Raw genomic sequence first — 12,128 nt, forward strand, 5'->3', positions numbered from 1 at the left:
CCTGGTGCTGTTGCTGCTGGGCCTGGCGTTCGCCCAACTCTCGATTTACCTGTGCCTGCCGGTGGCCCTGCTACTGATCTGGCTACCTCGCCTGACGCATCGCACCCCCAGCGTTGCCGCGTCCGAAGCCACCGATGCAATCGGCGAGCTGACCCGCGACCTTTCCTACACCACCAGCCATAACGCGCTGTCTGCTGCCGGCGTGGCCTATTCGGTCAAGCAACTGGCGGCCAGGCTGCAATCTCAATTGGGCGCGGCGAAGCAGATCGTCAGCAGTGCCGAAGTGATGATCGGCACCGAGCAGATCACCTCGCAACTGAGCCGCCAGGCCCTCGGTGCGGCCAGCCAGGCCCATCAGCGCAGTACCGAAGGGCGCGAGGTGCTGGCGCAATCCATCACCCGTATGCATCAGCTCAGCCAGCGCGCCAACGACAGCCGTCAATTGATCGAGGCCTTGAGCCAGCGCAGCGAAGAAATCCAGCGCGTCACCCTGGTGATCCAGTCGATCGCCAGCCAGACCAACCTGCTGGCCTTGAACGCGGCGATTGAAGCCGCGCGGGCCGGTGAGCATGGTCGCGGGTTTGCGGTGGTCGCCGACGAGGTGCGTGGCCTGGCCGGGCGAACCGCCACGGCGACCGATGAAGTCGGGGTGATGGTGGCGGATATCCAGCAGCGTACCGCCCAGGTGGTGGAGCAGATCCGGCAATTGTCGGCGGATCTGCAATCCGGTGTAGAGCAGGTGGAGCACGCCGGCGAGCAACTGGACAGCATCGCCAGCCTGGCGGCGGATGTGGAAGGCCAGGTCAATGAAATCGCCCAGGGCACCGACACCAACCGCGCCCAACTCGACAGCCTGTTCCATGCGGTGGAGCAGATGCGCAGCGATTTGACCGTCAGCGACCAGCAGACCCAACAGTTGGCTGCCGCCGCCGTACAAATGGAAGGCCAGGCCGAAACCATCAGTGAACGCCTCGCCGAGGTCGGCCTGGATGACTACCACCAGCGCATCTATGACCTGGCACGCGAAGGCGCGAGCCGCATCGCCGCGCAGTTTGAAGCCGACGTCCTGCAAAACCGCATCAGCCTCGATGACCTGTTCGACCGCAGCTACACCGCCATTCCCAACACGCGGCCAAGCAAGTACCACACGCGTTTTGACGGCTACACCGACCAGGTGCTGCCGGCCATCCAGGAAGCCCTGTTGCCCCGGCATGAGGGCCTGGTATTCGCCATCGCCTGCACGCCACAGGGTTATGTGCCGACCCACAACAAGGCGTTCTCCCAAGCGTTGACCGGCGATGCCCAAGTGGACGCGGTACAAAATCGTACCAAGCGCAAGTTTGAAGACCGCACGGGAATCCGCTGCGGCAGCCACCAGCAGGCGGTGTTGTTGCAGACCTACACCCGCGATACCGGGGAGTTGATGCACGACTTGTCCGTGCCGATCACGGTCAATGGCCGGCATTGGGGCGGCTTGCGCCTGGGCTACAGGCCTGAGGGCCGCTGACCCACGAGGGCGATTGTTGCAGGTAATGCAAGGGAGCTATTCCGGGGATAGCTTTTTCCAACTGGAAGAAAACCGTAGCATGGCGAACATTGTTAGCCAGCTAACTAATTTTCCGGAGGCGCTCCATGCAAACCAAAGTCGATGTGGCTGTGATGATTGGCAGTGGCGTACCGCCCACCCTGCGTGCGCTGGGGCAAAAGGCCTGTTGGGTAGTGTTGCTCAATGGCGAGCAGCGCGGCACGGCGTTCGCCAGCCGCGATGAGGCTGAAGAGTGCAGGGCCGCCTGGGAGGCGCTGTTGCACCTGGAGCAGTCAGACAGCCTGCATTGAAGGCTCAGGGTTGCTGGTGCAGGCGCTGGTTCAGTTCGTCGACCGCGATCGCCCAGACTGCGTCTTCACGCAGTTCATCCTTAAGGAATTGGGCTTGTTGCGGTGACCAGAAATCCGCGTCAATCAGCTTTACGTCATTGGGCAGGGTGTGTTTGCCGATAAAATCGTCAATCCCTTCGGGTGACGAATCTTCTCCAAGTTGTTCAAACAGGTCTTCGAGGGTGTAGGTCTGCGCTTCCATATCGTTCTCCATGCGGGCTGATCATCGTATGCATGGGAGGGTTGTTGCGGGACAGAGTTCGATCGGATTGTCGCGCCGGGTAATCAGGAGGTCAGCGCGCCGGAATCAACGGCGGCCTTAAGGGCTTTTGCGGCTTCCTTGGCAGCCGTGTTGGCAGCGTCTACGGTTTTGAACCAGCGGTCCTTTTCTACCTGGTGAGTCGTCACGGTGGTCAGGGGAGCCTTGGCCCGCATCACAATCACGGCCTGGAACTCACCGTCTACTTCCCTGGCTTCGCCATGGATGAAAAATTCGCCAATATCAAATTCCGTCACGTATAGCCTTCCCTTGGAGGTAATTGCGCTGATGAAACCTGAACCGCAAGGGCACAAATCTCAATGGACGGACCAGTATGGCAGTTGTTACGCGCTGGCGGCGCAGTAAAGTCAACCAGATGACGAAACGCCAGCCGCGCCTCAGCCGTGTGGCGCTTGCAGGATGGCTTCCAGCTGTCGGGCCAGTTCGCAGGCCTGGCTATGGCCGCTGCGAAAACCTTTGATCCGCCCACTGGGCACTTCAAGGATATGGAAAAAGTTTCTCCCGGCGGGGACTACCCGATAGAGCGCCGAATGCAGGCAACTGTCGTGGGTGTATAGGGAGTAGAATTGCCCGTCATCGATAAAAGATGAACCTGTGTTCGAAGGTGTGGCAATCGGTTGAGGTCGTTGCATAATCAGCTCCTGTCGATCGACATTGCGTACCCGCTTGCAGTATTTCGAGTGGTTTTGACCCGTGTTGCTGTTTTAGTATTGTCGTCAGTGTCCGGCGTCCGGTTCCATCCAAAGCATTAGTTTCTGTGTTGGATGTCGGAAACTGCATTTTTTAAAGGGTTATTGTCTGAAGTGGGTCGGCCAGTATTCTCTGGTCGTTAAACCTGTGATTTCCTGCAACGCCTGGCGACCTGCGTAAGGTGCGTCGGGCACGCCTGTACTAGTCTCATGGCCTGGCAGCGTGATCTTCTTCAGTTTTTATCAGTGGATTTGTTGTGTGATCGTGCCGTTTCCGGCCGTTTTTTTGTGCTGCCCGCTTGGGCGGACAGCACCCTTTTGATGTGGGGGCGTTTCCTTGGCAGTCAGTAATCTGGATATGCACGCGTTATTCGTGCTGGGTGATTTGCGCGCAAAGTTGGTCAAGCAGTTTCAATCCCGTTTCGTCTACGTCACTGAGCAGACACCTGAAGGTATCTACATCGCCGAGATCGATACCGAAGCGGCATTGGTGGTGGACGACAAGCCGCGCCTGGAACTCAAGGTCGGTGATCATTTCCGGGCCGCTGTATTGCCCAGCCGCGAAGGCGGCAAGTTCGAACTGAAGTTTCGCGATATCAAGTTGACGGTGTATGGCCTGGGCGATTACGCCTTTGTGTCCTCGGCCGAAGGCCAGGGCATCGTGTTCAAGGAAGGCCACAGCGTGATGCTGGTGTTTGCCGCCAATGAGCAGTTGGTAGAAGGCCTGACCAAGACCCTGAAGGCCGTCACCGGCAAGGCCGCCAAATGGCGCAAGGGTGAACTCGTGACCTTCAAGGCCAGCGAGTAATGAGCCAGGGTAGGGCACAGTTCCACGAGCAGCACCTGCTCGATGCCCAAGCCACGGCGGCTCAATTGTTTGCCCGCAAGGCCGAGTTGCAGGGCGCCTGGTTGAGCTGGGTCGCCGGCCAACTGTATGAACTCAAGCCCGCCGAATTCGCCAGCATGGTGCGCCGCGAGTTGCAGCGGCTGAACAATCCTGCGTAAAAACCGGCAACCTGCCATGTTCCCCGGAACCTCTACTACAGTTGAGTTGACTTAAGTATTCAGAGGCTTCGCGGTGTTACAGCAAAGCCATTCGCGATTGCTGTAAGGCATGAGGTGCAAAGCATGAAAGGAATTCGAGCACTGTTGGCAGCCTCACTGACGACCCTGAGTCTGTCGGTGGCGTCGCTGCCGGTATCAGCGGCCCAGGCGCCGATTCATTTTGCCGACCTGAACTGGGAAAGCGGCAGCCTGATCACCGAGGTGCTGCGGGTGATTGTCGAAAAGGGCTATGACTTGCCCACCGACACCTTGCCCGGCACCACCATCACCCTGGAAACCGCCCTGGCGAAAAACGACATCCAGGTGATCGGCGAAGAGTGGGCCGGCCGCAGCCCGGTGTGGGTCAAGGCCGAGGCCGAAGGCAAAGTGGTGGGCCTTGGGGATATCGTCAAGGGCGCCACTGAAGGCTGGTGGGTGCCGGAGTACGTGGTCAAGGGCGACCCGGCCAAAGGCATCAAGCCCCTCGCGCCGGACCTGCGCAGCGTGAAGGATCTGGCGCGCTACAAGGACGTGTTCAAGGACCCGGAAGCACCGAGCAAGGGCCGTTTCCTCAATAGCCCGATTGGCTGGACCTCGGAAGTGGTCAACAAGCAAAAGCTCAAGGCCTATGGGCTTGACGACAGCTATGTGAATTTCCGCAGTGGTTCTGGTGCTGCGCTGGATGCCGAGATTGCTTCCTCGATCCGTCGGGGCAAGCCGGTGCTGTTCTATTACTGGTCGCCTACACCGTTGATGGGGCGCTACAAGCTGATCCAGCTGGAAGAGCCACCATTTGATGCCGAGGCGTGGAAAACGCTGACCGATGCAGACAATCCTGACCCGAAACCTACACGTTCCCTGGCCTCCAAGCTGAGCATCGGTGTGTCCACGCCGTTCCAGAAGGAGCATCCGCAGATCGCCGAGTTCTTTGCCAAGGTCGACTTTCCGATCGAGCCGCTGAACAAGGCGCTGGCCGAAATGAGCGAGAAGCACAGCCAGCCGCGAGAGGTCGCCCAGGCATTTCTCAAGGATCATCCGGAAGTCTGGAAGGCGTGGCTGACTGAGGATGTGGCGCAGAAGGTCGAAGCCAGCCTGAAGTAACACCGATATAACAGCCCGATTGCGATCAAAAATGTGGGAGCGGGCTTGCTCGCGAAAGCGGTTTTTCAGCCAACATTTGTATTGACTGACTCACCGCTTTCGCGAGCAAGCCCGCTCCCACACTGACCTCATTCTTGCCTTGAAACTTGCTGGGCTTTAGAACTTCGTCTGCACCGCCAGCTCAAACGTCCTCGGCGACCCCAGGTAATACGCCGGCGACACATGGGCAAACTCGGCGTACACCTCATTGGTCAGGTTGCGCACCCGGCCCGTCACGGAGGTGTGTTGATCCACCTTGTAAGTCAAAAACGTCCCGAACAAGGTATAGGCCGGCACCGTCAGGGTGTTGGCGTTATCGGCGTACACCGACGCCACATACCGCGCATCCACACCTCCTTGCCAATCCTCCGCAAAGTCATAGGTCAGCCACAGATTACCCACCTGCCTGGGCACATTGGTCGGCGTATTGCCCTTGCGCGACACCACGGCACCGCTGGCGGTTTTCTCGTTGAAGTCCTCGTATTCGGCATCGACCCACGCATAGTTGCCCTCCAGCAATAGCTTGGGCGTGACCCGCAACGAACTGGCCAGCTCGATACCCTTGGACGTCTGCGCGCCCACCGGAATGCTATTGGTCGGGTCCAGCGGGTCGGTGACGGCGAAGTCCTTGCGCTCGATCCGGTAGGCGGCCACCGTGGCGGAGCCGCGACCGTCCATGTAATCGAACTTGCTGCCCACTTCCCATTGCTTGCCGGTGGACACATCGAACACCTGGGTGGTGCTGCTCGGCTGTTCGGCAGCGGTGCTGTATTGCACGTAGACATTGGCTTGCGGGATGAACTGATACGTCAGGCCAATCCGCCCGGTCACCGGCTCCCAACTGCGTTTGACATGCCGCGGATTGCTGGCGGTGATATCCCGGTGGTTGGTGACTTCGAGGTCAATCGCGTCGTAGCGCAGGCCGGTGAGCAACGACAACTTGTCGGTCAGGCCCAGGCGGTTCTCAAGGAACAATGCCTTGGTGGTGACGGCGTTGGTCTTGTCCGGATCGAAGCCGGGCTTGGTGCCCGGGATGTCATAGAAATGCCCGGGATCATAGTTGTTCGGGTCCACCGTACTGTTGCCTGCCACATTCAACGGATTGTTGGTGGTGCTGTTGACCCTGTACTCAAAGCCGCCCGACCACGTGGTACTCAAGCCGAAGAACGTGTCGTCATGGCGCAGCTCGAACTGGTTGCCGTTCTGCTCACCCTGGTGCCGTACCTGATAGGCCGTCGAGCGATTCACCGCGCTGTTATCAGCGTTGTACTGGTAGGTTTCCAGGTTGCGATAGTCGCGCTGGCTGTCGAGGTGATAGAGGGTATTTTTCAGCGTGGTGCTGTCATTGATCCGGTAGTCGATGATCGAGCGCACCCAGATCGTGCGTTGCTCATAACGACCGTCGGCCACGTTGTAGTTGTTGAAGCGGTTGTGTTTGTCGATCTTCAACTCGCCCGACTTCGGGTTGAGCACCGGTGTGCCCCAGTAGGGGCTGTCCTCGTGTTCGTCCTGATATTCCAGGGCCAGGGTGTGGGACAGGTTCGGGGTGAAATCACTCAGCAGGGAAAACGCCACGCTCCAGGCATCGCGCTGTTGGCGATCGATATAGGTGTGGTTGGTGTTGCGGCTTACGTCCAGGCGCGCGTAATGCTGGACCTCGGCGCCCGGCTCGGTCAGGGCGTGGTTCAGGCCGAAGGCCATTCCGGCAGTGTCGTAGCTGCCATAGGTGAGCTGACCTTCGGCGGCCTGTTCCTCACGGGTGGCCAGCTTGGTCACGTAGTTCAGCGAACCACCGACGGAGCCGGCGCCGTTGATCAGCGAGGAGGGCCCGCCCACCAGTTCGACCCGGTCATAAATCCACGCATCCACGGGGCGAGCCAGGCCGCCGGACACCGCGACGCCATTGAACATCTGGGTAATCTGGCTGCTGGTAAACCCTCGATAGGAAATGAAACCGCCAAACCCCGGCGGCGCGCTGGCGTTGACCCCGGGCAGGGTATTGGCCGCGTCCTGGAAGGTCTTGGCGCCTCGGCGCTCGATGTCATTGCGGTTGGCAATGCTGATGGACGCCGGGGTTTCCCGCACGCTCAGCCCCAGGCGCGAGGCCATGCCACTGGACTGATCCAGCGCCAGGCCGGCATCACCGATTTGCTCGCCTTCAATGGTGGTCGTTGCCAGCTCAATCGCCCAGGTGCTGACAGGCAGGCAGCCGAACAGGCCCGCCAAAAGGGGTAAATGTTTCATGGTTGAATCCTGAAAAACTTGGCTTGAAAACAACCCAGTGCCGTCCGCACTCCCGGGGGAGGCAGCCGCGTGGGCCAATCAGAAAAGCGCAGGTATCAGGCGAAGGCGGGCGGGGCGCGCGGATTAGCCGCAGGCCAGGTGAAGCGGGCAGGGATGTCGGCACTGGCAACGATGGCGGGCGGCGGCGCATGGGGTTGCGGAAGCACCGCCACGTTGAGGCTGGAGTTGAGCGCCGGGCCCATGCCGCCGGTGGAGCACAGCGGGCAACCGAAGGCTTTCGAGAGCGTGGGCAGGGATTCATCGGTGGACTTGTAAGGCGCCGGCGCCTGGGTGCGCGGGTCCACCGTACAGAACTGGCCGCCGATGCCGTTGAGCTGCATCCCGACCATTTGCCCGTGGCCGATGCTGCAGGCGAACACATTGAACAGGACGCAGCAGTAGAGCATCCAGGCAATGAGCGAGCGGTCGGTACGGGCGAGTTTCATGGGGCGGCACTTTACCATCAGCCGCCGACGAATTGCCTGCAAAAAATCTCAAGAGGGCTATCCTCTCTCGGACTTTTCCAAGGATATCCAGCCATGAGCTTTTTAGTCGCGCGATGGATCGTCGGGGTTTTTGGCTTTATCAGCCTGGTGCATTTGTACTGGGCGGCCGGCGGCAAATTGGGTGTGACGGCGGCTATTCCGCAGCTGCCGGGTGAATTCGCCAGCGGGCCGCGACCGGCGTTCAAGCCGTCGGCACTGGGAACGTTGCTGGTGGGTGTGGGGTTGGTGGCGATTGCGGTGTTGGTGTGTTTGCGGGCCGGGCTGTATTTCGAGCCGGTGTCCAACCATGCGTTGCAGTGGGGGATTAGTGCAGTAGCACTGGTGATGTTTGCCCGGGCGATTGGGGATTCAGAGCTGGTGGGTTTTTTCAAGAAGGTCGGCGGGTCGCGGTTTGCGCGGCTGGATACGTTTTTTTACTCGCCGCTGTGTTTGGTGTTGGGGGCGGGGTTGTTGGTGGTGGCGTGGAGTTGAGGGGGAGTGTTTACCGCGAAAGAGTGAGTTTTACGCTGGGTAAACTCGAATGTTCGCCTGGCGACAGCTGGTCAGGGGGTGAGCAGGGTCAAGGATTCAGGAAGTATAGGTTGGACATGGAGTCAGTGATTTTTTGTGCTTTTCCTTGCGCTACATAATTATTGAATTCTAGTTTGAGAGTGTTCTGGTTGGTGTACTTTTTGTACCGGTGTGGTACTTCGCATGCGTAAATGTAAAGCCGCCACGGGTCGAAGCCGTCCACTCTTTCGTCTGGGCCATAGTCGAAATCGATACATACTCCGGAAAAATCGACTCTGCAGCCAATTCCGTGTAGTTCGTAGGAGATGTTGTCAGTGATCCTCCCGCGTTGCGGGATTTCTTTGCTGCGCCATAGCTGGAGTATGTTTTTTGTTCCGAATGTGCGCTCAAGTAAATCAGTCGCTCTTTTCACCTGATATAGATATTCGTGGATCAAATTCTCCAGGTTGTTCTTTTTCATCGTCTCGGCCTTTCTAACCTATCAAGTCCAACAGCATTCGAAGCGTTTATTACGTCATCTTTACTTTTGAGCGTTCCCTTATGGCTATTTAGGTTCTCTATCAATTTTATGGTGACTGGCGTATTTGTCCGTCTTGCCGCTGAGGCTCGGTGGTGCCCGTCGATAATATAGCGCTGCCCGTTCACCTCGACCACGTCGATAGGCTCATTTGTGTCGTAACCCTTGCTCCGCATGCTGAGGGAGATTTCGTCGACTCGCTTGGTTGATCTTTTCCCCTCGATACTATGCGTTCGATTCAAGCTTTCCGCATCAACTCCTCTAATAACTGGCGCCGAAGGTACACCTTCATCGGCTTTTACTTTTCTAGCAGGATCGTTATCAACGGCTTTCGGCTTACATCCATCGCCACCCGGGCAGGTGTTCAATCCAAGCGGGTCAACCCATCCCGTCGGGTTGGGCACATATTGGTAGCCGTTCAGCCCACCCGGCAGCTTCACGGGGTCGGGCGTCAGATAACGACCAATATCCGGATTATAGTAGCGATGTCGGTTGTAGTGCAGCCCGCTTTCCGGGTCGAAGTATTGGCCCTGGAAGCGCAGCGGGTTGGTGAGGGTGTTGACGTCCGGCTTCGCGATTTGGCCGTAGGCGCGGTAGTGCGCGGACCAGACAATTTCGCCGTCGGGTGCGGTGAGTTCTTGTGGGGTGCCGAGGTGGTCGAGTTGGTAGTGGAAGGGTTTTGCGTCTTCCGGGCTGTAGCCTTTGAGCAGCGCTAGCGGGCGGAAGCTGTTGGGTTCGTAGATATAGCTTTGGTGGTTATCAGTGCTGTGTTCGGCGATTAATGTTTCGCCTTGCCAGAAGAACTCGGTGGTCTGACCGTTGAGGGTTTTGGCGATACGCCGTCCAAACGGGTCGTAGCGATATGTGGCCTCGGTGCCGTCCGGCTGGGTGACGCTGATCAGGCGATGCTGACAGTCGTAGCGGTATTCGGTAACCAACTGTTGAGCCCGGCCCCGGCGTTCGCGCAGCAGATTGCCGAAAGCGTCGTAGTCGTAGTGACGGTCGCCTTGCATCAACAGGCGATTGCCTTTGACGACGCTGGGCCCTACGCGGTCTTGCATCAGCAGGTTGCCCGCCGGGTCGTGGACGAAGCGTTCCTGCAGGTCGTGCGAGTGGTTGGCGCGGGTCAGGCGGTCGAGTGGGTCGTAGTGGTAGTCGTGTTGGCCTTTGCGGGTGTCGAGGATGCGGGTCAGGTTGCCGCGTTTGTCGTAGTTGTATTGGCGGCGCTGGTAGCGTTGTTCCTGTTGGGTGATGGCGTGGGCGTGCAGGCGGCCCTGGTCGTCATAGTGGTAGTGGCTGAGGAGTTGGCCCTGCTGGCGTTGGTGTTCGCGGCCGGATTTGAACAGGTGCGAGGTGAGCAGGTTACCGTTGAGTTCGACGGTGGCGAGGTCGCCGCCTTTGTCGTGGTGAAAGGTGAGGCGGTTGTTATCCGGAAGGCGTAGTTTTTCGAGTTGGCCGCATTCGTCGTATCCATAGCGCAACGTGCCCCAGCCCTGGTGTTCGGCGGTGAGGCGGTTTTGCAGGTCGTATTCGTAATGCAGCGGCCAATGACCGTCGTCGACGCTGAGGAGATTGCCGAGGCGGTCGTAGGTGTAATCGACAATGCTGCGGTCGGGCAGGGTTTTTCTTACGAGGCGACCGGCAGCATCGCGCGCATAACCGGTAACCAACTGACTGCCGTCATCGCCGTATTCGGTCTTTTCCAGCAGATGCCCGGCGAGGTCGTAGGCATAGGCGGTGCGGCGGCCATCAAACCCGGTTTCCTGCTGGATCAGGCCGTTGGCGTGATAGTCGAGCCGATAGGTTTCGCCGACCTCGTTTTCAATCTCGGTCAGTAACAGCCGAACATTGTCATAACGGTATTTAAGCTGTGTACCGTCGGGGTTAATCCGACGGCTGATCAGGTGCAAACCATCGGCGTATTCGTAGCGGGTGACGCGGCCCAACTCGTCGCGCTCAGCAGTGATTTTTCCGTACGGGTTGTAGCTGAATTCGCGTGTGGCCCCGTCAGGCTGAATCACTTTCAGCAAACGACCTACGGCGTCCCACTGGTAGTGGGTCAGCGCGCCATGCTCATCCTCGCAAGCAACCTGCCGCCCCAGGTCGTCGTAGCGATAGTGCCTTACGCCACCATTCGCCAGCTTCTCCTCAATGAGCTGACCACGTTCGTCCCAGATCAGCCGCTGGCTGCTGTTGTCCGGATACCAGACGCCGCTGAGCTTTCCGTGTTGGGTGTAGGTGTATTCGGTGTAATTGCCGTCCGGATCAGTCTTGCGAGTGATATCGCCTTGATCGTTACGCTGGTATTTCCACACCGCGTCACCACGGCGCACAACCCGTACGAACCCGTTGTCATGCTCGTAGGACGTCGGCGTATCGTCCCCGGGAAACAGCGCAATCAACCGACCGGCTTCGTCGTACTGATAGGCCGTCACCGCCCCCAGCGGATTCTGCTCGACCGTCAGCCGGCCTTTTTCGTCGTAGGATTTGAAGTGCTGCGCGCCGTCCGGATCGATCCGCTGCACCAGCCGTGCGCGCTGGTCGTGTACGTAGACTTCCTGGCTGCCATCGGCGTTGTGCACGGTGACCGTGCCGTTGTCGTCCCACACATACCGCGTGTCCATCTGCGAAAAGCTGGCCCAGTGCCGGACGCACCTTGCCGCCTTGCCGGACCGTTCCCACTCCCAGAAGAAACTCGCCCCACCGGCCAGTTCCCGCTCCAGGATCACCTGCTGATCGTCGTACCGATAACGCTCGCTTTCGCCGACAGCGTTGGTCGCCTCAACCAACCGCCAGGCATCGTCGTACGTGTAGGAAACAACGTTCTGTTCGGTGACCCAGCCCGGCTCCCGCTGCACCTGATAGTCGACGGCAACGATATGGCCGTGCTCATACCGCAGCAGCAATCCCTGGCCAACATGGTTATCGATCCGCTGAATCCGCCCTGAATAATCGCGGGCAATGCGCAGCCGGTTGTCGTAAGCGTCACTGATCGCCGTCAGCACACCGTCACGGAAGTGGTAGAAAAGCGACGCCTGAGCCAGCACCCATTCATCCGGCAAAGCACCCAGATAAATCGCCGCTTCCGCCAGGCTATTGGTGATCGCCGGCCGTGCAGCAGAGGGCAGGGGAAAGGTGGTGCTGCGGTTCTCGTGATCGGTCCACACCACCGATTCGCCGCTCACCACCAAGCGCTGCGCCAGCGCATGACTCCAGCCAAACCCCAACCCGCAATCCACTTCCACGGCACTGCTGCGATACAACCGCGTCCAGGCAAATGGCAG

Annotated in this window: 13 protein-coding genes; 6 read left to right on the forward strand and 7 right to left on the reverse strand. The window is 59.1% G+C overall.

The features are described from left to right. Window positions 1-286 precede the first annotated feature (286 nt). Window positions 287-1,507: a methyl-accepting chemotaxis protein gene (locus HX869_RS03550; RefSeq protein ID WP_372865068.1), complete on the forward strand. Its 1,221-nt coding sequence runs from the start codon at window positions 287-289 to the stop codon at window positions 1,505-1,507. A 125-nt stretch (window positions 1,508-1,632) separates the two neighbouring features. After that, window positions 1,633-1,836 (forward strand): hypothetical protein, encoded by a 204-nt coding sequence (locus tag HX869_RS03555; protein ID WP_003214710.1) that lies wholly within the window; start codon window positions 1,633-1,635, stop codon window positions 1,834-1,836. A gap of 4 nt (window positions 1,837-1,840) precedes the next feature. On the opposite strand, the gene HX869_RS03560 is transcribed toward HX869_RS03555, so the two are convergent. From HX869_RS03560 to HX869_RS03570, 3 genes are all read right to left on the reverse strand, one after another. Then, on the reverse strand, window positions 1,841-2,077 hold the full coding sequence (locus HX869_RS03560) for a DUF2789 domain-containing protein (RefSeq protein ID WP_003214711.1): 237 nt from the start codon (window positions 2,075-2,077) through the stop codon (window positions 1,841-1,843). Window positions 2,078-2,160: 83 nt separating this feature from the next. Then, entirely contained in the window at window positions 2,161-2,391 is a 231-nt protein-coding gene (locus tag HX869_RS03565; RefSeq protein WP_003214713.1) for a hypothetical protein, read from the reverse strand. 141 nt (window positions 2,392-2,532) lie between these two features. Further along, window positions 2,533-2,787, reverse strand: a complete 255-nt coding sequence (locus HX869_RS03570) for a hypothetical protein (protein WP_083853233.1) — start codon at window positions 2,785-2,787, stop codon at window positions 2,533-2,535. Window positions 2,788-3,202: 415 nt separating this feature from the next. On the opposite strand from HX869_RS03570, the gene HX869_RS03575 reads away from it, so the two are divergent. The 3 genes from HX869_RS03575 (at window position 3,203) to HX869_RS03585 (ending at window position 4,989) form a co-directional block, all read left to right on the forward strand. Next, complete coding sequence (locus HX869_RS03575; protein ID WP_003214715.1) at window positions 3,203-3,652, forward strand: hypothetical protein; 450 nt, start codon at window positions 3,203-3,205, stop codon at window positions 3,650-3,652. Then, window positions 3,652-3,849, forward strand: coding sequence for a hypothetical protein (locus tag HX869_RS03580; RefSeq protein WP_008437165.1), 198 nt, complete (start codon window positions 3,652-3,654; stop codon window positions 3,847-3,849). The genes HX869_RS03575 and HX869_RS03580 overlap by 1 nt, the downstream gene beginning before the upstream one ends. Before the next feature lie 123 nt (window positions 3,850-3,972). Next, window positions 3,973-4,989, forward strand: a complete 1,017-nt coding sequence (locus HX869_RS03585) for an ABC transporter substrate-binding protein (RefSeq protein WP_008437166.1) — start codon at window positions 3,973-3,975, stop codon at window positions 4,987-4,989. A 156-nt stretch (window positions 4,990-5,145) separates the two neighbouring features. Here HX869_RS03585 and HX869_RS03590 read toward each other — a convergent pair whose 3' ends face one another. Together HX869_RS03590 and HX869_RS03595 are read right to left on the reverse strand one after the other, a co-directional pair. Then, a complete protein-coding gene (locus HX869_RS03590; protein WP_178902745.1) occupies window positions 5,146-7,272 on the reverse strand; it encodes a TonB-dependent siderophore receptor in 2,127 nt (708 codons plus the stop codon). A gap of 95 nt (window positions 7,273-7,367) precedes the next feature. Continuing rightward, the gene (locus tag HX869_RS03595; protein ID WP_003214719.1) at window positions 7,368-7,757 is read right to left on the reverse strand and encodes a DUF2946 domain-containing protein; all 390 of its coding nucleotides are present in this window, start codon (window positions 7,755-7,757) and stop codon (window positions 7,368-7,370) included. Between the two features lie 93 nt (window positions 7,758-7,850). Here HX869_RS03595 and HX869_RS03600 point away from each other — a divergent pair, with 93 nt between their 5' ends. Beyond that, window positions 7,851-8,288, forward strand: coding sequence for a DUF3995 domain-containing protein (locus HX869_RS03600; RefSeq protein ID WP_003214721.1), 438 nt, complete (start codon window positions 7,851-7,853; stop codon window positions 8,286-8,288). A gap of 88 nt (window positions 8,289-8,376) precedes the next feature. Here HX869_RS03600 and HX869_RS03605 read toward each other — a convergent pair whose 3' ends face one another. Together HX869_RS03605 and HX869_RS03610 are read right to left on the reverse strand one after the other, a co-directional pair. After that, complete coding sequence (locus HX869_RS03605) at window positions 8,377-8,787, reverse strand: hypothetical protein (RefSeq protein WP_102369288.1); 411 nt, start codon at window positions 8,785-8,787, stop codon at window positions 8,377-8,379. After that, the coding region (locus HX869_RS03610) for an RHS repeat-associated core domain-containing protein (RefSeq protein ID WP_178902746.1) at window positions 8,784-12,128 on the reverse strand (3,345 nt) is incomplete at its 5' end. The genes HX869_RS03605 and HX869_RS03610, both read right to left, overlap by 4 nt.

This window comes from Pseudomonas sp. P7779 (assembly GCF_013386315.1).
Lineage (GTDB): Bacteria > Pseudomonadota > Gammaproteobacteria > Pseudomonadales > Pseudomonadaceae > Aquipseudomonas.

What these genes read in the sequence shown, in the direction of transcription:
- HX869_RS03580 (WP_008437165.1), top strand. Translation starts at nt 3,652, where the DNA reads ATGAGCCAGGGTAGGGCACAGTTCCACGAGCAGCACCTGCTCGATGCC.
- HX869_RS03570 (WP_083853233.1), bottom strand. Translation starts at nt 2,787, where the DNA reads ATGCAACGACCTCAACCGATTGCCACACCTTCGAACACAGGTTCATCT.
- HX869_RS03605 (WP_102369288.1), bottom strand. Translation starts at nt 8,787, where the DNA reads ATGAAAAAGAACAACCTGGAGAATTTGATCCACGAATATCTATATCAG.
- HX869_RS03560 (WP_003214711.1), bottom strand. Translation starts at nt 2,077, where the DNA reads ATGGAAGCGCAGACCTACACCCTCGAAGACCTGTTTGAACAACTTGGA.
- HX869_RS03575 (WP_003214715.1), top strand. Translation starts at nt 3,203, where the DNA reads ATGCACGCGTTATTCGTGCTGGGTGATTTGCGCGCAAAGTTGGTCAAG.
- HX869_RS03595 (WP_003214719.1), bottom strand. Translation starts at nt 7,757, where the DNA reads ATGAAACTCGCCCGTACCGACCGCTCGCTCATTGCCTGGATGCTCTAC.
- HX869_RS03555 (WP_003214710.1), top strand. Translation starts at nt 1,633, where the DNA reads ATGCAAACCAAAGTCGATGTGGCTGTGATGATTGGCAGTGGCGTACCG.
- HX869_RS03550 (WP_372865068.1), top strand. Translation starts at nt 287, where the DNA reads ATGATCGGCACCGAGCAGATCACCTCGCAACTGAGCCGCCAGGCCCTC.
- HX869_RS03600 (WP_003214721.1), top strand. Translation starts at nt 7,851, where the DNA reads ATGAGCTTTTTAGTCGCGCGATGGATCGTCGGGGTTTTTGGCTTTATC.
- HX869_RS03590 (WP_178902745.1), bottom strand. Translation starts at nt 7,272, where the DNA reads ATGAAACATTTACCCCTTTTGGCGGGCCTGTTCGGCTGCCTGCCTGTC.
- HX869_RS03585 (WP_008437166.1), top strand. Translation starts at nt 3,973, where the DNA reads ATGAAAGGAATTCGAGCACTGTTGGCAGCCTCACTGACGACCCTGAGT.